This window comes from [Pseudomonas] carboxydohydrogena (genome assembly GCF_029030725.1).
GTDB lineage: Bacteria > Pseudomonadota > Alphaproteobacteria > Rhizobiales > Xanthobacteraceae > Afipia > Afipia carboxydohydrogena.
Genome location: NZ_CP113162.1, coordinates 2,511,474 through 2,533,997, shown reverse-complemented (window position 1 = coordinate 2,533,997; position 22,524 = coordinate 2,511,474). Strand labels below are relative to the sequence as shown.

At 62.2% G+C, this 22,524-nt stretch carries 24 protein-coding genes; 9 read left to right on the top strand and 15 right to left on the bottom strand.

Annotated features, from left to right (window positions below; translation table 11 throughout):
* The first annotated feature begins 124 nt into the window (after window positions 1-124).
* Entirely contained in the window at window positions 125-1,276 is a 1,152-nt protein-coding gene (locus AFIC_RS12255) for a L,D-transpeptidase family protein (RefSeq protein WP_275248720.1), read from the top strand.
* Between the two features lie 67 nt (window positions 1,277-1,343).
* Here the strand turns inward: AFIC_RS12255 and AFIC_RS12250 are convergent, their stop codons facing one another.
* Window positions 1,344-2,315: an AraC family transcriptional regulator gene (locus AFIC_RS12250; protein ID WP_275246513.1), complete on the bottom strand. Its 972-nt coding sequence runs from the start codon at window positions 2,313-2,315 to the stop codon at window positions 1,344-1,346.
* A 196-nt stretch (window positions 2,316-2,511) separates the two neighbouring features.
* Here AFIC_RS12250 and AFIC_RS12245 point away from each other — a divergent pair, with 196 nt between their 5' ends.
* On the top strand, window positions 2,512-3,327 hold the full coding sequence (locus AFIC_RS12245; protein ID WP_275246512.1) for an outer membrane protein: 816 nt from the start codon (window positions 2,512-2,514) through the stop codon (window positions 3,325-3,327).
* Window positions 3,328-3,396: 69 nt separating this feature from the next.
* On the opposite strand, the gene gdhA is transcribed toward AFIC_RS12245, so the two are convergent.
* Entirely contained in the window at window positions 3,397-4,740 is a 1,344-nt protein-coding gene (gene gdhA / locus AFIC_RS12240; protein ID WP_275246511.1) for an NADP-specific glutamate dehydrogenase, read from the bottom strand.
* Window positions 4,741-5,166: 426 nt separating this feature from the next.
* Here gdhA and ettA point away from each other — a divergent pair, with 426 nt between their 5' ends.
* From ettA to AFIC_RS12220, 4 genes are all read left to right on the top strand, one after another.
* The gene (gene ettA / locus AFIC_RS12235; protein WP_275246510.1) at window positions 5,167-6,816 is read left to right on the top strand and encodes an energy-dependent translational throttle protein EttA; all 1,650 of its coding nucleotides are present in this window, start codon (window positions 5,167-5,169) and stop codon (window positions 6,814-6,816) included.
* Window positions 6,817-6,823: 7 nt separating this feature from the next.
* Window positions 6,824-7,594, top strand: coding sequence for a trans-aconitate 2-methyltransferase (gene tam / locus AFIC_RS12230; protein WP_275246509.1), 771 nt, complete (start codon window positions 6,824-6,826; stop codon window positions 7,592-7,594).
* Window positions 7,595-7,711: 117 nt separating this feature from the next.
* Window positions 7,712-8,296 carry a TIGR00645 family protein gene (locus tag AFIC_RS12225; protein WP_275246508.1) on the top strand — a complete coding sequence of 195 codons (585 nt, stop codon included), beginning with the start codon at window positions 7,712-7,714 and terminating at the stop codon, window positions 8,294-8,296.
* A 136-nt stretch (window positions 8,297-8,432) separates the two neighbouring features.
* Window positions 8,433-9,623: a lytic murein transglycosylase gene (locus tag AFIC_RS12220; RefSeq protein WP_275246507.1), complete on the top strand. Its 1,191-nt coding sequence runs from the start codon at window positions 8,433-8,435 to the stop codon at window positions 9,621-9,623.
* Window positions 9,624-9,633: 10 nt separating this feature from the next.
* Here the strand turns inward: AFIC_RS12220 and AFIC_RS12215 are convergent, their stop codons facing one another.
* The 4 genes from AFIC_RS12215 to AFIC_RS12200 all read right to left on the bottom strand — a co-directional run bounded on the left by AFIC_RS12215 (window position 9,634) and on the right by AFIC_RS12200 (window position 12,423).
* A complete protein-coding gene (locus AFIC_RS12215) occupies window positions 9,634-9,852 on the bottom strand; it encodes a hypothetical protein (protein WP_275246506.1) in 219 nt (72 codons plus the stop codon).
* A 131-nt stretch (window positions 9,853-9,983) separates the two neighbouring features.
* On the bottom strand, window positions 9,984-10,265 hold the full coding sequence (locus AFIC_RS12210; protein ID WP_275248719.1) for a hypothetical protein: 282 nt from the start codon (window positions 10,263-10,265) through the stop codon (window positions 9,984-9,986).
* Window positions 10,266-10,564: 299 nt separating this feature from the next.
* Window positions 10,565-11,893, bottom strand: coding sequence for a chloride channel protein (locus AFIC_RS12205; RefSeq protein WP_275246505.1), 1,329 nt, complete (start codon window positions 11,891-11,893; stop codon window positions 10,565-10,567).
* 215 nt (window positions 11,894-12,108) lie between these two features.
* Window positions 12,109-12,423, bottom strand: a complete 315-nt coding sequence (locus AFIC_RS12200; RefSeq protein ID WP_275246504.1) for a hypothetical protein — start codon at window positions 12,421-12,423, stop codon at window positions 12,109-12,111.
* Between the two features lie 400 nt (window positions 12,424-12,823).
* Here AFIC_RS12200 and AFIC_RS12195 point away from each other — a divergent pair, with 400 nt between their 5' ends.
* The gene (locus AFIC_RS12195; protein WP_275248718.1) at window positions 12,824-13,093 is read left to right on the top strand and encodes a (2Fe-2S)-binding protein; all 270 of its coding nucleotides are present in this window, start codon (window positions 12,824-12,826) and stop codon (window positions 13,091-13,093) included.
* A gap of 126 nt (window positions 13,094-13,219) precedes the next feature.
* Complete coding sequence (gene bfr / locus AFIC_RS12190; protein WP_275246503.1) at window positions 13,220-13,720, top strand: bacterioferritin; 501 nt, start codon at window positions 13,220-13,222, stop codon at window positions 13,718-13,720.
* A gap of 34 nt (window positions 13,721-13,754) precedes the next feature.
* Here bfr and AFIC_RS12185 read toward each other — a convergent pair whose 3' ends face one another.
* The 3 genes from AFIC_RS12185 to AFIC_RS12175 all read right to left on the bottom strand — a co-directional run bounded on the left by AFIC_RS12185 (window position 13,755) and on the right by AFIC_RS12175 (window position 16,327).
* Window positions 13,755-14,345 (bottom strand): hypothetical protein, encoded by a 591-nt coding sequence (locus AFIC_RS12185; RefSeq protein ID WP_275246502.1) that lies wholly within the window; start codon window positions 14,343-14,345, stop codon window positions 13,755-13,757.
* Between the two features lie 73 nt (window positions 14,346-14,418).
* Window positions 14,419-15,099 (bottom strand): YoaK family protein, encoded by a 681-nt coding sequence (locus AFIC_RS12180; protein WP_275246501.1) that lies wholly within the window; start codon window positions 15,097-15,099, stop codon window positions 14,419-14,421.
* A gap of 172 nt (window positions 15,100-15,271) precedes the next feature.
* Window positions 15,272-16,327 (bottom strand): alpha/beta fold hydrolase, encoded by a 1,056-nt coding sequence (locus tag AFIC_RS12175; protein WP_275246500.1) that lies wholly within the window; start codon window positions 16,325-16,327, stop codon window positions 15,272-15,274.
* Window positions 16,328-16,553: 226 nt separating this feature from the next.
* Here AFIC_RS12175 and AFIC_RS12170 point away from each other — a divergent pair, with 226 nt between their 5' ends.
* Complete coding sequence (locus AFIC_RS12170; protein ID WP_275246499.1) at window positions 16,554-16,985, top strand: hypothetical protein; 432 nt, start codon at window positions 16,554-16,556, stop codon at window positions 16,983-16,985.
* Between the two features lie 24 nt (window positions 16,986-17,009).
* Here AFIC_RS12170 and AFIC_RS12165 read toward each other — a convergent pair whose 3' ends face one another.
* The 6 genes from AFIC_RS12165 to thiC form a co-directional block, all read right to left on the bottom strand.
* Window positions 17,010-17,264, bottom strand: a complete 255-nt coding sequence (locus AFIC_RS12165) for a helix-turn-helix domain-containing protein (RefSeq protein WP_275246498.1) — start codon at window positions 17,262-17,264, stop codon at window positions 17,010-17,012.
* A gap of 360 nt (window positions 17,265-17,624) precedes the next feature.
* Complete coding sequence (locus AFIC_RS12160; RefSeq protein WP_275246497.1) at window positions 17,625-17,825, bottom strand: hypothetical protein; 201 nt, start codon at window positions 17,823-17,825, stop codon at window positions 17,625-17,627.
* A 15-nt stretch (window positions 17,826-17,840) separates the two neighbouring features.
* Complete coding sequence (locus tag AFIC_RS12155) at window positions 17,841-18,458, bottom strand: class I SAM-dependent methyltransferase (protein ID WP_275246496.1); 618 nt, start codon at window positions 18,456-18,458, stop codon at window positions 17,841-17,843.
* Between the two features lie 59 nt (window positions 18,459-18,517).
* Complete coding sequence (locus tag AFIC_RS12150; protein ID WP_275246495.1) at window positions 18,518-19,768, bottom strand: glycosyltransferase family 2 protein; 1,251 nt, start codon at window positions 19,766-19,768, stop codon at window positions 18,518-18,520.
* Window positions 19,761-20,318 (bottom strand): dTDP-4-dehydrorhamnose 3,5-epimerase family protein, encoded by a 558-nt coding sequence (locus AFIC_RS12145; protein WP_275246494.1) that lies wholly within the window; start codon window positions 20,316-20,318, stop codon window positions 19,761-19,763. Before AFIC_RS12145 ends, AFIC_RS12150 begins: the two co-directional genes overlap by 8 nt.
* A 208-nt stretch (window positions 20,319-20,526) precedes the next feature.
* Window positions 20,527-22,437, bottom strand: a complete 1,911-nt coding sequence (thiC, locus tag AFIC_RS12140) for a phosphomethylpyrimidine synthase ThiC (protein WP_275246493.1) — start codon at window positions 22,435-22,437, stop codon at window positions 20,527-20,529.
* Window positions 22,438-22,524: the final 87 nt, after the last annotated feature.

The following is a 22,524-nucleotide window of genomic DNA, read 5'->3' as shown; positions in this document are numbered from 1 at the left end:
GTTCCGGAGTGTCGCAAAAAAGTCAGCACGGCAGGGCTTTTTTGGTTCATGTCTTGAATGTGCCGCTATCGTGAGCGATTGCATTAACGATACGGTGTCCGCTTCGCACTATCATAGGGGCATGATGTCCAACCGCCTTTCGATGAGCCTTCTGGTGCTGGCCGCAGGCGTGGCCGGAGTTCCAGCCGCGCAGGCCCAGACCTATCAGCAGCCCGGTTATTATGGGCAGCAGCAGCCCGATCCCTACCAGCAGGACCGTGCGCCGGATTTCGACCGCGTCGGCGATCGCGGCGACGGCTCACTGTCGCCGCCCGGCTTCCAGCAGCCCGGCCCGCCGCAGCCCGGTTACCAGTCATCCTCCGCGCAGCAGCCGGCCTATCCGCAGGGGCCGATCCTGTCGCCGGACGATCCGCGCTATGGCCGTCCGCCGGGCGCGCCTCCGCTGAATTATTCCAACAACGGGCAGCAGGGTGCGCCGCAGCCGCAGAACGCTTCGGGTTACGACAGTCCGCGTCCGCCCGGCAGCGTCGATGCGTCCGGCGCGCCGCGTCCGGCCGTCGATTCGCAAGGACGGCCGATGACGGTTGCCGTCCTGCCGGTCGAGGACCAGCCGGAAACCGGCCCGCGTCAGGAATTGTCGCCGCGCCTGCGCCGTCAGGAAGTCAACTATCAGACCAAGGAGCCCGCGGGCACGATCATCGTCGATACCGCGAACACGCAGCTCTATTACATCCTCGGCCATGGCCGGGCGATCCGTTATGGCGTGCGTGTGGGACGTGACGGCTTCACCTGGACCGGCGTGCAGAAGATCACCCGCAAGGCCGAATGGCCCGACTGGCATCCGCCGCCAGAGATGATCGAGCGCCAGCCCTATCTGCCGCGCTTCATGGCGGGCGGCGACGGCAACCCGCTCGGCGCGCGCGCCATGTATCTCGGCAACACGGTGTATCGCATTCACGGCACCAACCAGCCGTCGACGATCGGCAAGTTCGTCTCCTCGGGCTGCATCGGCATGCTGAACGAGGACGTCGAGGATCTGTTCGATCGCGTCAAGGTAGGCACCCGCGTCGTGGTGTTGCCGGGCGGTCCGCCGCCGGCGGTTGCCACGGCTCAGCCCGCCGCCGATACGGCCGGTTATGGCCCGTCCGCGAACGCCGCGCCGCAAGGCTCGGTCGGCAACGGCGTGGCCAATGGTCAGGCGAATGCCAGTTACGGTGTCCCCAATCAGGGACCGGCGGCGGTGCCGCCGCTGCCAAGCCCGGTGACGGTGCGCTGAGAAGATCGTCGATCCGATTTCAAATGCCCGCGCCCGTCGCGGGCATTTTTGTTTATGACCTGTTTGTTTATGACTTGGCGGCGCGCGCGGCGTTGGGTGGTTTGCCGTAACGCGCGCGGAACGCGCGGTAGAACGTCGAGAGATCGGAAAATCCGCATTTGAACGCGATGTCCGCGATCGGCCCGGTCGCGCCGTTTCTCAACATGCCGAATGCAGCCTCCAACCGCATGGCCATCAATTCCTCGCTGAAGGTCGAGCCGTGCTTGCTCAAGGCATGCTGGACCGATCGCGCGGACATCCCCAGCCGTCCGCCGACATCTTCGGCCGTGAGATCGAGAATGCGATAGTGACGTGCGATCTGCTTGCGGATATCGGCGACGCGCGTATCGGGCTTTTTGGCTTGCGGTTTTGCAGGCTGCGATCCGCGCGCTTGCAGGATGGCCGCTGCGAGATGGGCGATATAATCGCCCGAAGCCACGTCCAGCGGTTCGCCGAGATCGTCCTTCGCATGCAACAGCTCCTGAATGGTTTGAGCCAGCAGCCGCTGCGCCGCGGGATTGGTTTTCAGGCGCGTCGCTGCCAGTAGTTCAAGCATCCGTCCGGGTTGATCAAGAACTTCGCGCGGCAACAGGATCACGTTCGAGTGGCCGCTGTGCGGCGTCGCACATTCGCTGGGAAGATCCATCGCCAGCACGGTCATCTCGCCGCGTTTCAGATCGACCTTGCGGTTGAACTGGCGAACGCTCATCGGCGTCTCGCCGTGGTTGATGACGATCATGATGCGGTCGTCGCCATCCTGACGCAGCTTTGCTTCGGAACGCAGCACGGTCACCGCGCCGTCCGCGATGGTATTGGCCGCGCCGACCTGAATGCGGCCGAGTTGCAGGACGGACACCTCGCCGTGAAACTTCCGGCTGGTGACGATCCCCATTTCGAACGACGAGCCGATCGCATCCATGGAGTCCGCCCATAGTCTGGCGCGGATGCGGGCCGGAAGGGCGGAGGGAAGCTGATCCGATGTAAAATGAAATCTTGGCATGGGAACAGTTCGCCTCGGATTCGGTGGTTTGGCTATTGCATTCGGCGCAAAGCCTTTGCGCGATACGCAAGGACGGCGCGGGCGCATTCCACAATGATCGACGGCGGCATGGCAAGGGGCATGTGGTTGCGCGCCATCTCGGTCATGCGAGGGCGGCTCATCGCCCTTTCGGTTTCTCAAAGGGGCGGGACATTCGATGCAGAAGTTTTTGATCGCGGCTGTCGCGGTGCTGGCGGCGACGGCCGCGCATGGCGCCGACATTGCAGGGCGGCCGTATACGAAAGCCGCCGCGCTTTCTGCCGCGTATAACTGGAGCGGATTTTATATCGGGTTGAATGCGGGATATGGCTGGGAAGACCCTTCGGTGGCCTACGCGCCGAACCAGACCGTCATTTCCGGAGCCGGGGCGACGTACCCGACAGGCTCGTGGAATAATTCCGGCGCTCTCGGTGGTTTGCAGGCCGGCTACAACTGGCAGTTCGACCGGCGGTGGGTGGCGGGCCTTGAGGCCGATATCGATGCCTCCGCAATCAAGGGTTCGGATGCGTCCGCCGGCCGGGTCGGATATGGCGCGGCGGCATTTACCACCAGCCAGAAAGTCGACTGGTTCGGCACGGTCCGGGGCCGCATCGGTTTCCTGCCGACAGACCGTCTCCTCGTCTACGGCACGGGCGGCCTCGCTTATGGTGAAGTGAAAGAAGCTACGTCCATGTTCCATGCGGGTTTGAACGTCACCGGCGGCGGGTTCGGCGTGAGTTGCCCGACAAACCAGACTTGCTTTGTCGGATCGGCGTCGGGGGTACGTACCGGCTGGACGGCGGGCGCGGGGTTTGAATATGCGTTCGCTCAGAACCTGACCGTGAAGGCTGAATATTTGTACGTCGATCTCGGCGGCAGCAGCGTTGTCGGCACGGCGCTCAACGGTAACGGCCAAACGCCCGCATCCTACACAGCGAGCATTTCGCGCCTTGGGTTCAATATCGTCCGTGGCGGTCTGAACTACCGGTTCTGACGGGTTGCAACGCATACATGAAAAAGCCCGGCATCTCTGCCGGGCTTTTGTTCGCGCATTCAGGCTAACTCACACGATGCCGAGGGCGCGCATCGCTTCCGCGACTCGGATGAAGCCCGCGACATTGGCGCCGAGCACGTAATTGCCGGGCGCGCCATAAGTGTCGGCCATCTCGGCGCAACGGTCGTGGATGTTGTGCATGATGGTTTCGAGGCGCTTCTCGGTGGCCTCGAAGGTCCATGAATCGCGCGAGGCGTTCTGCTGCATTTCCAGCGCACTGGTCGCGACGCCGCCGGCGTTCGCGGCCTTGCCCGGCGCGAACAGAATTCCGGCGTCGAGGAACGCACGCACCGCTTCCGGCGTGGACGGCATGTTGGCGCCTTCGCCCACCGCGATCAGTCCGTTCTTCAGGAGCGTGTGTGCATCCTGGCCGTTGAGTTCGTTCTGCGTCGCCGACGGCATCGCGACCTCGGCGGGAACGTCCCAGATTCGTCCTTCGGGCACGAACTTCGCGCCACGGCCGCGCGCCTTGGCATAGTCCGCGATGCGGCCGCGCTTGACCTCCTTGATCTCCTTGAGGAGGGCGAGATCAATCCCGGCCTCATCGACGACATAGCCGCCGGAATCCGAGCAGGCGATGACCCGGCCGCCGAGTTCGGTGACCTTTTCGATGGTGTAGACGGCGACATTGCCGGAGCCGGACACGATCACCTTCTTGCCGTCGAAGCCCTGGTTGCGCGTTTGCAGCATGCGCTCGACGAAATAGGTCGCGCCGTAGCCGGTCGCCTCGGTGCGCACCTGTGAGCCGCCCCAGGCGAGGCCCTTGCCGGTGAGAACGCCGGATTCGTAGCGGTTAGTGATGCGCTTGTAATGGCCGAACATGTAGCCGATCTCGCGCCCGCCGACGCCGATGTCGCCCGCCGGCACGTCGGTATATTCGCCGAGATGGCGATACAATTCGGTCATGAACGATTGGCAGAAGCGCATGATCTCGCGGTCGGAGCGCCCCTTCGGATCGAAATCGGAGCCGCCCTTGCCGCCGCCGATCGGCATGCCGGTGAGGGCGTTCTTGAACGTCTGCTCGAAGCCGAGGAATTTGATCGTGCCCAGATAGACCGTCGGATGGAAACGAATGCCGCCCTTGTAGGGACCGAGCGCCGAATTGAACTGAACGCGGAAGCCGCGATTGATGTGGATGTCGCCTTTGTCATCCGTCCACGGCACGCGGAAGATGATCTGCCGTTCCGGCTCGCAGATGCGCTCGATCAGCGCGTCTTCGGCGTAATGCGGATGCTTGGCGATGACGGCGCCCAGACTGTCGAGCACCTCGCGGACCGCTTGATGGAATTCTTCTTCGCCGGGATTGCGGCGCAGGACATCGGTAAAAATGGGCTGGAGTTTTTCGTCGAGCATTTAATCCTTCACCTGTGATTTTCAGACACGACAGGATGCAACCGCTCACAAGGATCGGCTCGCGATGATTGGATGCTGTCGTTTGCGCCCGGCGCGCGTTACCGGTGGTAAGTGTCATGCGCAGCAGCGTCAATTGCTGAAAATTCGCGTGCGACATTCTGTGCAGTTGACGGTTGCTTGTTATGCGCAACAGCGGCGGCTGGAAGCGGCTCGTCCTGTCTGGTCCGCGCGCGAACGGCAAGCGATGCCGAGACGCGGCTCGCGAGGGCCATTTGTCATGGGAAAGTACTGAAAAAGCTCGCATCCGGCGGTTTTTGAGGGAGAACGGTGGGCGCGGATGGTTGCCCTTTCCGGCGCGTCCCATTACATCCGTAACAAGCAAATTCCCGCACAGACAGCCTCATCGAGGGGCTTTGAAGGATCACGATGGCGCGCCAGTTCGTCTATTTCATGCAGGGCCTGACCAAGGCTTATCCCACCCGCAAGGTGCTCGATAACGTCCATCTGTCGTTCTATCCGGATGCCAAAATCGGCGTGCTCGGCGTCAACGGCGCGGGCAAATCGACGCTGCTCAAGATCATGGCGGGCATCGACAAGGATTATAACGGCGAGGCCTGGGTCGCCGAGGGTGCGCGCGTCGGCTATCTCGAACAGGAGCCGCAGCTCGATCCGAACAAGTCCGTCCGAGAGAACGTGATGGAGGGTGTCGCCAAGCAGAAGGCGATTCTCGATCGCTACAACGACCTCGCGGTGAACTATTCGGACGAGACCGCCGACGAGATGACGAAATTGCAGGACGAGATCGAAGCCCAAGGGTTATGGGATCTCGACAGCAAGGTCGATCAGGCAATGGACGCGCTGCGCTGCCCGCCGGACGACGCGGACGTCACCAAGCTCTCGGGCGGCGAGCGCCGCCGCGTCGCGCTGTGCAAGCTGCTGCTCGATGCGCCGGACCTGTTGCTGCTCGACGAGCCGACCAACCATCTCGACGCCGAAAGCGTCTCATGGCTGGAAGGCCATCTGCGCAACTATCCCGGCGCGATCCTGATCGTGACCCACGACCGCTACTTCCTCGACAACGTCACGAGCTGGATTCTCGAACTCGATCGCGGCAAGGGCATTCCCTACGAGGGCAACTACTCGTCGTGGCTTGTTCAAAAACAGAAGCGTCTCGAGCAGGAAGGCCGCGAGGACGCCGCCCACCAGAAGACATTGGCGCGCGAGCAGGAATGGATCGCGTCCTCGCCGAAAGCCCGTCAAGCCAAGTCCAAAGCGCGCTATCAGCGCTACGAGGACCTGCTCAAGCAGGCGAACGAGAAGCAGACGCAGACCGCGCAGATCATCATTCCTGTCGCTGAACGTCTCGGCAACAACGTCATCGACTTCGAGGGTCTCACCAAAGGTTTCGGCGACCGTCTGTTGATCGACAATCTCACCTTCAAGCTGCCGCCGGGCGGCATCGTCGGCGTGATCGGCGCCAATGGTGCTGGCAAGTCCACGCTGTTCAAGATGATCACCGGGCAGGAGAAGCCGGATGCCGGTACCATCACCACGGGCGAATCGGTGCATCTCGGTTATGTCGATCAGTCGCGCGACGCGCTCGACGGCAAGAAAACCGTGTGGGAGGAAATCTCCGGCGGCAACGACCAGATTCTGCTCGGCAAGAAGGAAGTGAACTCGCGCGGCTATTGCTCGGCCTTCAACTTCAAGGGTGCGGACCAGCAGAAGAAGGTCGGCGCGCTGTCGGGCGGTGAGCGCAACCGCGTGCATCTGGCCAAGATGCTGAAGTCGGGCGCCAACGTATTGCTGCTCGACGAGCCGACCAACGATCTCGACGTCGATACGCTGCGTGCGCTGGAGGAGGCGCTAGAGGATTTCGCCGGCTGCGCCGTCATCATCAGCCATGACCGCTGGTTCCTCGACCGCATCGCCACCCACATGCTGGCGTTCGAGGGCGACAGCCATGTCGAATGGTTCGAGGGCAACTTCCAGGATTACGAGAAGGACAAGCTGCGCCGTCTCGGCCAGGATGCTGCGATCCCGCACCGGGTGAAGTACAAGAAACTGACAAGATAGGTTTTGCATGGCTGACTGGGACGCTCGCCAATATCTCAAATTCGAGGACGAGCGCACGCGCCCCTCGCGCGATCTGCTGGCGCAGATTCCTTTGACCGCGCCGCGCCATGTGGTCGATATCGGCTGCGGGCCGGGCAATTCCACCGAGCTTTTGGTGCAGCGCTGGCCGGATGCGAAGGTCACCGGCATCGACACCTCCGCCGACATGCTGCGGCAGGCGCGCGAGCGTTTGCCCGGTGTCGAGTTCATCGAGGCGAATGTGGCGCATTGGAAGCCGCCGGCGGATGCCGACGTGCTGTTCGCCAACGCGATCTTCCAGTGGGTGCCGGATCATCTGTCGCAACTCAAGAGGCTGCTGACGGGGTTGCCGCAAGGCGGGGTGCTCGCGGTGCAGATGCCGGACAATCTCGCCGAGCCGTCGCATGTGCTGATGCGCGAGGTGGCGCTGGACGGGGACTGGCGCGACGTTCTTTCCAGCGTCACCCGGCTGCGCGACATACTTCCGTCACCGCGCGTCTATTACGATGCCTTGCAGCCGCTTTGCTCGCGGTTCGAGCTATGGCACACGGGTTACAATCACGTCCTCAACGATGCGACCGAGATCGTCGAATGGGTCAAGGGCACGGGGCTTCGGCCGTTCCTCGATCCGCTGGAGGTCCCCCAGCGCAAGGAGTTCCTCGCGCAATACACCGCGCGCGTGGCGGCGAGCTATTTGCCGCAGCAGGACGGCAAGGTGCTGCTGCATTTCCCGCGCCTGTTCCTGGTCGCGGTGCGCTGAGCCTTCATCGCGGCGGAAAACGCCATCGCGGGGAAGGACCTGTAAAGCGCGGGGGATGCGAATCTGGCATGATTCCCGCCTGGAATTTTTACCCAACCTGACGGAGTCGTTCCCATCATGTCGCTGACCCCGGAGACGCCGCTGCCGCCCAAGGGAACGGGCCTGCGCCCGATTCCGATGCTGATTTTTTCCTCGCGCTGGCTGCAATTGCCGCTCTATGTCGGCCTGATCGTCGCGCAATGCGTCTATGCCGTTCTGTTTCTGAAAGAGCTCTGGCATCTCATCAACCACGCGCTCGATTTCACCGAGCAGCAGATCATGCTGGTGGTGCTCGGGCTGATCGACGTGGTGATGATCTCGAATCTTCTGGTGATGGTGATCGTCGGCGGCTACGAGACGTTCGTCTCGCGCCTCAATCTTCAAGGGCACCCGGACGAGCCGGAATGGCTCAGCCACGTCAACGCCAGCGTGCTCAAGATCAAGCTGGCGATGGCGATCATCGGCATCTCCTCGATCCACCTGCTGCGCACCTTCATCGAGGCGGGCAACCTCGGCGGCGTCGGGCGCACCACCAACTACACCACCGAAGGCGTGATGTGGCAGACCATCATTCATGTCGTGTTCGTGCTCTCGGCGCTTGGCATCGCGTGGGTGGATCGCATCTCGGCGGGACTCGAACATGAGGCCGGGCACGCGCATTGACGCAGAGATACGACGGCACACGGCTGCCATGGATCTCCGGACGAAAGGGATAACGTCATTGCGAGCGAAGCGAAGCAATCCAGTCCGGGTGACCGTCAGCCGAGTGCTTGATTGTTTCGTCGTTTTGCTCCTCGCAATGACGGTGAGCGTGCCTCCCGCCCGTGCCGCCGAGGACGGCTTCACGCGCTTCATCGCCTCGCTCTGGCCGGACGCCGAGAAGGCAGGCGTGACGCGAGCGACGTTCGACGCGCAGACACGCGATCTCAAGCCCGACTACAAATTGCCGGACCTGATGCTGCCGGGGCGCCCCAAGACCGGCGCGCCGTCGCAGGCCGAGTTCGTTCAGGTGCCCGCCGATTATGTGAAGGAGGCGCGGATCGCGCGGCTCGCCGTGGACGGCCAGCAACTGGCGGCGAAATATCACGACACGCTCAATGCCATCGAGCGGCGCTTCGGCGTGCCGGGCACCGTCATCCTCGCGATCTGGGGCCGCGAGACCGATTACGGCCGCTACAGTTTGCCTTATGACGGGCTGACGGTGCTGGCGACGCAAGCCTATGTCGGCCGCCGCAAGGATCAATACCGCAATGAGTTCATCGAGGCACTGAAGCTGATCCAGCATGGCGACGTCACGCGCAAGGGCTTGCGGACGTCATGGGGCGGCGCGACCGGGCTGACGCAATTCCTGCCATCGGAGCTTGCCAAACACGGCGTCGATTTCGACAAGGATGGGCACATCAACATCTGGACCTCGGTGCCGGATGCGCTGGCCTCCGCCGCGCAGCAGCTCGTCAACAAGGGCTGGCAGCGCGGCATCCGCTGGGCCTACGAGGTGAAGGCGCCGCCGCGCGCCGATTGCACGCAGGGCGTGCCGGAGGTGACGAAACCGCTCGGCGAATGGCTGCGCGAGGGCTTTGTGCCGGTGCGCGGCCAGCAATTGAGCGCGGCGGAGAAAGCGACGCCAGCCTCGCTGTTGCAGGTCGAGGGAATTTACGGACCATCGTTTCTCGTGACGAAGAACTACTTCGTCATCAAGGAATACAATTTCTCCGACCTCTACGTGCTGTTCGTCGGCCATCTCAGCGACCGGATGAACGACGGCCAGCCGTTCGCAACCCCATGGTCGGCGTCGTCGCAATTGCGCACCGTTGACGTCGAGGCGATGCAGAAGAAACTCACCGAGATCGGGCTTTACGCCGACAAGATCGACGGCAAGGCGGGGATGCTGACGCGCGCGGCGCTGGGCGCGTATCAGAAGCGCGCGGGATTGAAGGTCGATTGCTGGCCGAGCGAAAGCGTGCTGCGGGCGATGCGGACGGGACGCTGACTTTGCCGCTTCAGCGGCAGACCTGAATGCTGCGGATGTGCCAGCCGTAACCATCCCACCAGCGCTCGGTGCCGAGGCGGCATCCGGGCACGGCATAAACCCGCGGCGGCGGCACATAGACCGGCGCGGGCGCGCGGTTATCGGGAAGGTCGGCGGCGAGAACCGGCATCGCGTCGGCCAGCAGTCCGGAGAGGCTCGCAAGGACGAACAAGGCGCACAGGGTCTTCATGGCATCGATTCCTCGGACTTGCCGCGATGCCGTTATCCAAAGCCGAAATGCTTAAGAAGCCCGGAATCAAAACACCCCCGCCGTTTCACCGGCAGGGGTGTTGGTATTCAAAGCCTTAAACGGCCGAACGGTTAGTCGCAGACCTGAACGCGGCGGAGGCGCCAGCCGTAGCCATCCCAGAAGCGCTCGCGGCGCCAGTAGCAGGGCGGGCCTGCAACATAGGCCGGGCCGGGGCCGTAATAGGCCGGCGGAGGGGCGGAGGCGGCAGCGCCGCCGATGATGGCGCCTGCGGCGAGACCACCGAGGACGCCCGCAGCAATGGCTCCTCCGTCGCGCGCACTTGCCGGCGCGGGCGCGAGGCTTGCTGCTGCAAGGGCGGCGGCCGCTGCGGCTGCCAGGATCATCTTCTTCATGGCTTCACCTTTCGAATTATGAACGGCCCGGAGAACGGTCACCGCGCCTGAAAGTTGCACCGGACGCTTTGAATGGGGGCTGAACGGGCGCGCCTGCTTTCTGCCATGAACTTTTAACTCGCGCAGCAAAAATCAGGGTTTTGATACCTGAATTCAAATAAAGGCGCTGCGAAGGCACCGGATTTAAGAAGAATTCCAAGCGATTAGAATATCGCATCGCGAGCCGCCATCCGTCCCGGCCGCCGGAATTTCGCAAGGGATGAGACGGGCCCGGATGCGGCGGAAAGAGAATCGATAGCCTAATTTTCTTTCGTGGCGGCAGGGGCCGGGTGAAGCCGCTCCGCCTCGGTGGCGAAGCCTTTGGCCAGAGCGTGATACACGCCTTCCGCGCAGATCAGGCGCGAGGTTGCATGGGCGATCAGCGCCGCCGCCATCAATGGCACGACCATGGCGTGATTGTCGGTCATCTCGGTGACGATCACGAAGGCGGTGATGGGCGCCTGCACGACGCCCGCGAAATACGACACCATGCCGAGCAACATCAGGGCGCTCAGGGCGGTGTCGTGAAACAGCGCCGCGATGTTGGCGCCGAGCCCGGCGCCGACCGCGAGCGAGGGCGAGAAGATGCCGCCCGGAATGCCGCCGATCGCGGCGAATGTCGTCGCCAGAAATTTCAGGATGCCGAAGCTCTCGGGCAGCGGATGGCCGCCCTCGAGCGCGGCCTTCACCTGCGCGTAGCCGGTGCCGTAGATCGTATCGCCGGACACGATTCCGCAGATCGCGACGGCGAAGCCGCAGGCGAGCGCGAACAGCAGCGGATGGGTCTTGATCGCGCGGCCGAAGGCATTGGGAATGCCGCGCGCCATCATGATGAGGGTTCGGCTGAACAGGCCGCCCGCGAGACCGCCGACGACGCCGCACACCGGCACGGCGAGCCAGTCCATGCCCATGCGGAGGGTCGCGGGCGTGCTGCCGAAATAGGAGTAGTTGCCCATCACCGAAAGCGACGTCAGGCCCGCTGCGATCACCGCCGCGATGATGAGGCTGCTGGTGCGGGTCTCGAAGGCGCGGCTCATTTCCTCGATGCCGAACACGATGCCCGCGAGGGGCGTGTTGAACGCCGCCGCCACACCGGCGGCGGAGCCCGCGAGAATTAGCCCCGGCTGGCGGCGCGGGGAAAACCGGCCGAGCGCGAACATGATCGATGCGCCGACCTGCACCGTCGGGCCTTCGCGTCCCACCGATGCGCCGCAGACAAGTCCGAGCAGCGTCAGCAGCACCTTGCCGATGGCGATACGGATCGAGACCAGCGTGTTGCGCGCATTCGGGTCGGTGAGATGGCGCGCGGCGATCGCCTGCGGGATGCCGCTTCCCTGCGCGTTCTGAAAATATTTGTTGGTCAGATACACCGACAGCATGAAGCCGAGCGGCGTAACGATCAGGGATGCGTAGCGCTCTTGCGCGATCAGCCACGCGAATGCCACTTGTGCCCGGTCGGCCAGCAGCGCCAGACCCACCGCCGCGCCGCCGACCGCGATGCCGCCCAGCAGGAAAATGGCGCGCCGCTGCCAGCGCGCGGAGACCACGCGTGCGAGCCGTGCGTACCTGTTTCTTCGATAGGGGGTCATGTCACGTCGTCAGTGGCGATGGACTGAAATTCCGCTCGTGTCATGCATCGCGCTTACCGAAAACGCCATGCCGTTCTTCGCGGCGATGACGATATTTTCATCAAAAGGGCTACGATGTCTCGTATCCCGAAATAAATTCGGCTCCGAAGCTGTGCCGATTGCAATGCACAGCGCCGGAGCCGGATCGGACATCGCGCAAGGCGATGCGGAAAATATCAGAACAGCGAAGCGTACTGGGTGAGGCCGGCGCGCTGGGCGAAGTTCATGGCGACCTCGCGCTGCCGGTCATCCAGCGTTGCCAGCAGCGGCGTGACGGCCGGGGCGGCGCGGCGAACGGCGTCCTCGGTGACTGGTCCGCGCGACAGGGAGCGCAGGGCGGCGACGACCGCCGGCCAGTACTTCTCCTGCTCGGCCTTGAGCTTGAGGGCTGCGTGGCAGCGCATGATCGCCACCTCGCTCATCGCGATGCGAAGGACGGAGACCTTGGCGGGTTTGACCGATGCTTCCTGTGCGAGGACGGGTGCACTCATCGACATCAGGGCAACAGCGATAGCAATCGGAAGTATCCGCATGATCCTCACTTCGGTATTTCGGGGTTTGTGCAGGCGCGAAGTACGTGCCCTATGTGACCAAAATGCGATCAAGCGGTTAAGAAAACGCCAATGCGTTAACGCTGGGGATAATTTAAATGATTGGAATTGTTTAGTTTTCGGAAAGGCATGCAGTTTTGCCGTAACACTCGTCCATGATTGTTGATCGGGGCCGCCAATTTTCCGGGAACGGAGCCAAGGGAAGCGGGGCGAGCAGGCGGGCGAGGGTCTGATCAACGGTCAGTTTGGAATAGCTTGAAACTGGCCGTTTTGCTTTTGCATCCGGTCAGGGAGGATGACATATCGGAGAGGACCTTTCTTAACGCCAATGTTGGTGCTGATGATCGTCTGTTCCTGCAATGTGTTGAGCGACCACGATGTTCGCGGTGTCGTGACCGACACACAGCAGCCTCCCCGGACGGCAGGACAGGTCTATGGCTGCCTCGGTTGCAGCGCCCAGTGCGGCCGTTGCGCCCGCACCATCCGCAAGATCATGGACGAAGCCCTCGGTGCCTGCGCGAAATCCTGCTGCGCAGGCTGCCCGCATACCGCGGTTGCGGCAGATAACACCGATTCCGCTGAAAAAGCCCCGCTGGACGAAGCCGCCTGATTCTTCCGGCTTTCGTGTCCTGTCCCTGCAAATTCATGTGCGGATGTGTCGGCTTGCCCCGCCTCCAAATCTCATTTAGAAACATTCTAAACTAGGTTTCAGCCCGTTTAGAAATGAGGAGTGGCTATGAAGGGTGATCCGAAGGTTGTCGACTATCTGAACAAGGGTCTGCGGAGCGAACTCACGGCCATCAGCCAGTACTGGCTTCATTTCCGCCTGCTGGACAATTGGGGCCTGAAGGAAATGGCCAAGCAGTGGCGCAAGGAATCGATCGAGGAGATGAACCACGCCGACCGGTTCACCGATCGGATCCTTTTCCTCGAGGGGTTCCCGAACATGCAGGTTCTGGACCCGTTGCGCATCGGCCAGAACGTCAAGGAAATCCTGGAGTGCGACCTCGCTGCCGAGCATGGAGCGCGCAACCTCTATCAGGAGGCCGCCACCTACTGCCACAGCGTCAAGGATTACGTGTCGCGCGACCTGTTCGAGTCGCTGATGAAGGACGAGGAAGGCCATATCGACTTCCTCGAAACCCAGCTCGATCTGGTCGGCCGGATCGGCTTGCAGCTCTACGAACAGAAGCATATGGGCCATATCGGCGACGAGAATCCCCCGGGCGAAGGCTGATCGCTTCACGCACGCGCGCGGCGATTTCGCCGCGCTACGATTTCGCTCTGTTGTCCCGCACCGGCCCGGCCGCTGCGGGACAATTTGCGAGAACCGCATCGATCGCGGCCTTGCCGCCATCCGTCTGGAAGTCCGCCACCGTGCGGCCCGCATTCAAGGACCTGATCCTCACCACCAGCGATTTCGACGACGCCAGTTCTTGCGTGAATTGCGCGACCGCCGCGCCATCCTCGATCACGATGACTTTGTAGCCGAGCAGCACGCGGGAGGGCACGTTGTCATGCCCGGGCCTGTCGTCGAACCGATAGCCCAGCACCGAATTGAGATCGCTGCCGATCCGGAATTCGAACGAGAAGCGGACGATCGGCCTGCCCTCAAAGCAGGTGAGCTGGATCATTGCGGGCTTTGAATTCTGCACCGCGCTGTTGGACGACTGTGTCGTCGCAAGCTGCGCGCTCGGCAGCGGCACGCCGGTAATGCGGTCGGGCGTGCGCTCGATCCGCCAATTGCCTGCGGCGGCGGTGTTGGTGTCGTTCTGGAAGACGGATGGATCGCGCGTGCCGCACGCCGCCGTCATGGCTGCCAGTGCCGCGATCACGATGCCGGATAATACGGTCCTGTCCACACTCGCGCCCCCACGAGAGGCGGCAGTCTGCAATCGGAAATGGCGGGACGCAAGGATTTCCCGTGATTCTGTTCTAGCGCGACGATTGCAGGTCGGTGGTGCAGATGGCGACGAACACGGCCAGCAGCAGGCACCAGAACCCGACATAGGAAAACAGCAGCGCCGAAATCGCGCAGCCGCAGGCGAAGGCGAAGATGGTGCAGCACAGCCGGTTGAATCGCGCGCGGGTCGCGGCTTTCTGCTCGGGATGGGCGCGGGTCAGGAGATCGACGGCGTCCAGCGTCGCCTGCACGGTGGAGCCGGTCATCATGGTTGAGGGCGGCATGTCCGCGAGGTGGACGCGCTGCACGGCCGTCTGCATCGCCATCGCGGCGACGCCGGCGGCGCCCGTCCACAGCGCGATCGGCGCGTCGCCATCGGAGAATGGTCCGTGCCAGATTGCCATGATGGCGAAGACGATCAGGAACAGGATCTTGATGACGAACAGGATCGGCATCGCGGGCCAGTTCCGCCGCCGCATCGCGGTGCCTGCGAGGCGGGCGAGCGCCACGATGACGACGAATTCCGGCAGCGCCAGCAGTTTGCCGATGAACCCATGACCGCCGCCGATGATCGCGGCCCCCATGGTGACGAAGTTGCCGGTGACGTGGGCGACGAACAGCCCGTGCAGGCCGAGAAAGCCTGCGGTATCGACGACGCCGCCATTGAACGCCAGCAGGATCGCTATGGTAAGCGGGTGGGTCAGATATTTCATGCGTCACCTGCCGGGGAATCCTGATCCCGACTATGCCGAGAAGAATGATTCCGGCAAGGTGCCGGACACAAAGGGCGGCCTTGTTTCGCCTCCGGCCAGCAAAAAGCCCCGGCCAAAACCGGGGCTTTGAGAAAGACTTTGAAAAGTTTGCGGTACCGGAATCGATACCGCCTTACTTCGCCGTCGCGGCAATGAAGTCGGCCAACTGCTGGCTGTAGAATTTCGCATTCGCCGTGGTGGAGTGGCCGCGCGTCTCGGTGCTCGCCAGAATGAGATAGATCTTTCCGTTCTTCACGCGCTTCATCGCGGCTTCCGTCACGCCGGTCTCGGGCGGGTTACGTTCGTCGTCGGCCGCGTTGATGAGCAGCACGGGAGCCACGATCTTGTCGAGCGCCGCGGATGGATTGAAGTCGTGCGAGGCATCCCACTGGTAGACGAAGTCGTTGGCGTCGGCATGGAACGGCCCGTTGATGCGCGCGTCGTACATTTTGTCGGCCTTCTCGCCGGTCGGTGCGAGCGTCTGGTAGCCGAGCGTGCCGCCCGCCGAGGCGAGGCCGAACGCCGCCACCGCGTATTTGATCATCGGCGGCTGGGTGGTGTAGTTGCCGTTCATGTAGCCCGGATCGTTGCGGATCGTCTCCAGCATCGCGCGGCGCAAAAGCCAGTTGCGTGCCGCCATCTCGGTCGGCTGCGAGGCCATCGGCACCAGCGCATCCGCGAAGGCTGGATATTTCTCGCCCCACAGCCAGGTGTGCATGCCGCCCATCGAATTACCGATGATGAGGCGCAGGTGCTTCACGCCAAGCCCCTGCGTGACGAGCTGGTATTGCGCCTCGACCATGTCGTCGTAGTCGTACTTCGGAAACGCGGTCTTCATGCCGTCGGAGGGCTTGGCGGATTTGCCGTGGCCGATGCCGTCCGGGATGATGATGTAGTATTTGGTGGCGTCGAGCGGCTGGCCGGGGCCGAACAATTCTCCAGCGAAGGCCGGCGTCAGCATGGTCGCGGCGCTGCCGCCGGAGCCGTGCAACACCAGCACCGGCTGGCCGGTCGGCTCGCCCACGGTCGCATAATGCAGCTTCAACTCCGGCATGATCTCGCCGGTGTGGAATTTGAAATTCCTGGCGATGAAGTCGCCTTGCTTCGGCGCGGGATAATCGGTGGCCCCGGCGGCGCCGAGTGAAAAGGAAGCTAACGTCATCGCGACACAGGCATGGAGTAATTTCATGTTGTCTCTCCCAGGGCGGCCGCTTGACGGGCCGCTCGGCGAGAAAGCTAACATGACACCAAAATCGCGCGCGGTGAGATTTTTGTGAGGGTGAGCGAGGGAATAAATCGGCAGGATGCTGCCGCTGCCAGGATGATCCGCGAGGGATGTCTCCTGTTGAGCGGTTGCGAAAGGGGCCATTGCCGAACAGAATGGGGCGAGGGATCAAAAGCCGGGGAGGGATTTGATGAGACGCGTTTTCGCTTTCGCATTTGTGATGCTGGCCGCTCCTCTTGCCGCCGCGCGCGCGGACACCTCCGACCGTTTTTCCAAGGGCGGCTGGTACGAGAATTTCGCGCCCGCCATCGCCCGCGCCAACGCGAGCGGCGAACTGTTCCGGATTCGCGGCCACTGTCAGTCGAACTGCACGCTGTTTCTCGGTGTGCGCAATGTCTGCGTCGAGCGCGGCGCGCGACTGTTGTTTCACGCTGGCCATGGCCGCGGGGTGAACCGCAACACCATCAACCAGGGTTCGACCCAGCGAATGCTGGACGCCTACAATCCGAAGCTCCGGCAGTATGTCCTCGCCAAGGGCTATATGGACAAACTTGAATTCAGCGCGATCTCCGGTGCAAGGATCATCGACGAGTTCGGGTACAAGGAATGTCCCAAGAGGTGACGTGTCAGGCGCATTCTGGATAAATCAGCCTGCGCCCGGCACCTCGATCCCGTCCGACGAATATTGCCTGATCTTGTTGCGCAGCGTCCGCACCGAAACGCCGAGGACACGCGCCGCGCGGGTCCGGTTGCCATCGCAGCGTGCCAGCGTCTGTAGGACAAGCTCCCGCTCGATCTCTCCGACCGTCGATCCGATCAGCCATGGAACGACTTCGTTAGGTGCCGCTGCCGGGTCTAGCCGTGGCAATTCCGGCGCATGGAAGGATGAGTCTTGGGTCATCTACACCTCCCGATCGATACCTGTTCTCCCGGGCAGAGAGAACATTTGAACGGATTAGCCCCAGCAATATGAAGGGTCGATGCGGGTGGTTAACAAATTCCTAATTCGCGGCTAATTCCCTTATGGAACTCATGAATTTGGCCTCGGTGGAACAGGGTCCGTTGCCGTCATCGTTTTGATAGCTCTGGCTTTTCACGTTGATGCGGAAACGTCGCCGGCCCATTCACGAGTTGTTTCACCGCGTCGCCGGGATTGCGCGTACGATATAATTTTCGACCATCACGCTGTTTGGCTGCGAGCACGATTCGGCGCAGGCGTCGCGCCGTGGTTGTGCGCTCCATCGTGCCGTGAGCGGCGTTGCTATTTCTTCTGCAAAAGCTGCTCGCGCAGTTTCATCAGCCGGTCGAGTTCGTCGTTCTGCTCGGCGATGCGGTCGGCATTGCGGGCTTCGTCGGCTGCGCCGGAATCCGCCGCCGCCTGTTCGGTGATCTCGCGGATGTTGTCGCGTGCGATGGCGATGCGCTGGTCGATCTCCTGAAGTGACAGCGGATTGTTGCTCATGGCGCTATCCTCGCTTCACGGTTTGCGGGCCGTCAGTCCGATCACGGCCGACATGCCGGAATGGCCCGGGCCTTCCTGCAATTCTCGCTCTTCCTCGACGATGCTGACGTCATTGTAATCGCCGAAGGTTCGCTCCAGCAGGTCGCGGGTGTAGAGCTGCTCGATGTTCTTCGGCCCGCCGGTGGCGTAGGCGAGTTGTTTCGGCGTGTAGCCCCGCACGATCAAAAGGCCGCCGCGCTTGAGCGCGCGGCGCATCCCGGCCCATTTCTTCGGGCGCTTCCCTAGCGTGCTGAACTGGGTGAAGATTTCCGCGACGACATCGAAGGCTTCCTCGGGGTAGGGCCATTCGTGTGCATCGGCCTCGACGAAGTTGACGGTGACATTGTTCTCGGCCGCGAGCTTGCGGCCCTTGGCCTGCGCGGACGGCGAAAAATCCGTGGAGGTGACGTCGAGTCCCTGCATCGCCAGCCAGACGCCGTTGCGCCCTTCGCCGTCGGCGACCGCGAGAGCCTTTCCCGTGCGCGGCAGCAGCGGCTTGCAGCGTACGAGGAATTCGTTCGGCTCCTTGCCGAAGCGATAGTCCGGCGAGGCGAAGCGGGCTTCCCAGTGGTCGAGATCGGGATTCTGCGTCATGGCTGAATTACAGCATGATTTTTGCCGCTCGTCACCCGGAGCGTCGAACGAGCCGCTGTTCAGAAAATGGGGTCCAGTACGATGCTCGCTATCGCGATTCCGACTAGCTGGTCGCCCTTGCCTTTGTAGAGCGAGGAAAGAGGGACCGTCGGTTTGTCCAGAGTCAACACTGTGTAATCGTCAGCCTTCAGAGGAATCTCCGCCCTGATGCGCGATTTGCCGAACAAGCCTTTCCTGATGCGGGATTCGACGCGGCGATCTTCGACATACATCGTCAGTCCGGCCAAATTCTTTGTGAGCGCCTGAAGTGTAATGCGTGCCCGCTGGCCGGTGTAGGGAATCAGAATCTTCGGTCTTGGATTTGGACCGGACCAGCGAAATTCAGGCTGTTTATGCGCGAAGTGCTGCCAGTCGAGGGCGCGAGCTTCGCCCGTTTGTTCGATGACGGTGCGCTTATTCAATGGCGACAAAGGTGGCCGTGAGAGGCCCTTGTTCTGCCGGTTTGTCTCGAACACGACCCCGGGCTTGTATGTTTTTTCGTAGTCCGTGGGGTCGGTCAGCATGAAGGTACCAGCCTTCATTGCCGTTTCCGCGATTTCCGCAGGGTCCGGCGCGGTCCCGTTGACGAGCGCGGCCAGCATGTCGCGCTGCTCGTCGCTGTTCACCCGCAGGTAAGACAGATAACGGTGACCGGCGGCGAATTTATGGACGGTGATCATGCCGGTGGAGACGAATTTCATCCCGGCCTTGAGGGCCCGCGACGTGAAATCATGATCGACAGGCTTGGCGATCGAATGCGGATCCTGCCATGCGCCGATCCGCTCCGTCACGTCGCGCCGATGGGCGATAGAGCTGGGCGGGAAAAAATATCCGGCTATGTTATCGGACTCTTTGAACAGGCCATGGACGTAATAGATGCCGGTGCCGGGCGGCGTATGATACACGCAGCCGGAGACGGCAAAGTCGGCGTCCTTGTCGTGAAGACTGGCTGCGCGAATTCTGGACAGATGATCGCGCGTCCAGATGTCGTCGTGGCCGAGATAGGCGATCCATTCGCCATGGGCGATGCGAATGCCTTCGTTATTTGGAAAGCTCTGGCTCCCCATGTTCTGCGGCAGATTGTGCCAGGAAATCCGCCTGTCGGAAAACGACCGTACCACAGCTTCAGTTTCGTCCTTGCAGCCGTCGCCGACCACAAGGAGTTCGAAGTCATCAAAGTCCTGGCGCAGCACGGCCTCGATCGTTGGAGCGATATGCGGGCCACGGCCATAGGTTGCCAGAACGATCGAGAAAGTCGGCTTGTCAGTCATTGAAACTGAACGGAATGCGCGGGTCGTTTGCAGCTATCCGTGATTTGTCCGGATTCTGCGGATTGTAGATATTTGTCGGCATGTTGACGAAGGTTGAATCCTCGCCGCCGATGTTCTTCACGCCGTGAACGACATAAGGCGGAATTCGCAATAAGACGGGGCGCTCCTTGCCGATGATGACGCTTGAAAGCTTTCTGAAGGTCGGGCTTTCCTCGCGAATATCGTACAAGACGACCTGAAAGCGGCCTTGTGTATAGGCAAGCCGGTCATATTGGCGGCGATGATAGACCCACGCGCGCACCGATCCGGCTTTTGCCTCCACCAGATAAACATGCACGATAGGTTCGATAGCGCCGTCTCGCGTTGTCATGAGCTCGATAAGCGCTCCCCGGCCATCGGCGCGCGGTATGAGCGGCGTGAGCGTCACCCCATCGATCATGTCGAGATCGGCTATGGGATGCGCGGGTGTGAGCTGGAGGGGAGCATCTGGCTTGAAATCACCAAGCCCGAGAGAGGTGTCAGTAACCGGGATGGTTTTGAAATCGCTCATGTTCAATGGCCCCAATGCGGGAAAACGACACTATATCAGCCGGATTTCAGCAAAGGAACGATCGCCGGCGCGGCATTATGGGTAGTCGCAAGGAGTGCAAAAAAGGTTCAGTCGCATACTTATAAGATGGCCTCGCATCTAAGGCATAAAAAACGACGCCGGAAATTCCCGGCGCCGTCATTGTTTGCAATGCTTGTAGCGTGGCCGCTTACAGCGCCTTGTTGCTGTCCTTCACGGCGTCCGCCTCGACATAGACGTTGGCGCCCATCTTGACGAACTTCTCGCTCATCTGCGCCATGCCGTCCTCGATGGTGCCCTTGATCGTCATGCCGGCCTGAAGGCCGAGCGCGGCCTTCTCGTTGTCGCCGAGCGACGCGGCATAGTCGCGCACGTCCTGCGTGATCTTCATCGAGCAGAACTTCGGTCCGCACATCGAACAGAAATGCGCGACCTTGTGCGCTTCCTTCGGCAGCGTCTCGTCGTGATAGGCGACCGCTGTTTCCGGATCGAGGCCGAGGTTGAACTGGTCCTCCCAGCGGAAGTCGAAGCGCGCGCGCGACAGGGCGTCGTCGCGCAGTTGCGCCGCCGGGTGGCCCTTGGCGAGGTCGGAGGCATGCGCCGAGATCTTGTAGGTGATGACGCCGACCTTGACGTCGTCGCGGTTCGGCAGGCCGAGATGCTCCTTCGGCGTAACGTAGCAGAGCATCGCGCAGCCGAACCAGCCGATCATCGCCGCACCGATGCCGGAGGTGATGTGGTCGTAGCCCGGCGCAATGTCGGTCGTCAGCGGTCCAAGCGTGTAGAACGGAGCTTCGCCGCACTCCTTGAGCTGCTTGTCCATGTTGATCTTGATCTTGTGCAGCGGCACGTGGCCGGGGCCCTCGATCATGACCTGACAGCCCTTCTTCCACGCGATCTGCGTAAGTTCGCCGAGCGTCTCGAGTTCGGCGAACTGCGCGCGGTCGTTAGCGTCAGCGATCGAGCCCGGACGGAGACCATCGCCGAGCGAGAACGACACGTCGTACTTGCGCATCAGGTCGCAGATTTCCTCGAAGTGGGTGTAGAGGAAGCTCTCCTTGTGGTGCGCGAGGCACCACTTCGCCATGATCGAGCCGCCGCGCGAGACGATGCCGGTGACGCGGTTGGCGGTGAGGTGGATGTAGGGCAGGCGCACGCCCGCGTGGATGGTGAAGTAATCGACGCCCTGTTCGCACTGTTCGACAAGCGTGTCGCGATAAAGCTCCCAGGTCAGCTTGACCGGATCGCCGTCGCACTTCTCCAGCGCCTGATAGATCGGCACGGTGCCGATCGGAATCGGCGCGTTGCGCAGGATCCACTCGCGTGTGGTGTGGATGTTGCGGCCGGTGGAGAGGTCCATCACGGTGTCCGCGCCCCAGCGGATCGCCCACACCATCTTGTCCACTTCTTCTTCCACCGACGAGGTGACGGCGGAGTTGCCGATATTGGCGTTGATCTTGGTGAGGAAGTTGCGGCCGATAATCATCGGCTCAAGTTCGGCGTGGTTGATGTTGCACGGGATGATGGCGCGGCCGCGCGCGATCTCGCTGCGGACGAATTCCGGCGTGATGAACAGCGGCACTTCGGCGCCGAACGACTCACCATCGGCGCGTGCGGCTTCCGCGCGCTCCAGTTGCTGCTTGCGGCCGAGGTTCTCGCGTTCGGCGACGTAGATCATCTCCTTGGTGATGATACCGGCGCGGGCGAATTCGAGCTGGGTGATCGGTGCGTCACCGACGCCACGGATCGGCTTGTGGTGCGCCTTGAAGGCGGCGGCGGCGTGCTTGGCGCCGACATTGCCGTTGTCTTCCGGCTTGATCTCGCGGCCTTCATATTCCTCGATGCCGCCGCGTTCCTTCACCCACGCCATGCGGGTGCGGGGCAGACCGGCGTTGACGTCGATCAGCACGTTCGGATCGGTGTAGGGGCCGGAGGTGTCGTAGACCGGCAGATTCGGCTCGCCCGCATTTTTCGAGAGAATGATCTCGCGCAGCGGCACGCGCAGATCGGGCGCGGTCTCCGGCGTCGAGAAAATCTTGCGCGATGACGGCAGCGGACCGGTGGTGACGGCGGCCTTGATGTCTGTGATGGGCTTGTTCATGGCATCCTCCTTGAGGGTTTTGTCAGTGTCCGTAAGCTGTTGCACGTTATCCTGAGGTGCGAGCGCGTTTGCGCGAGCCTCGAAGGA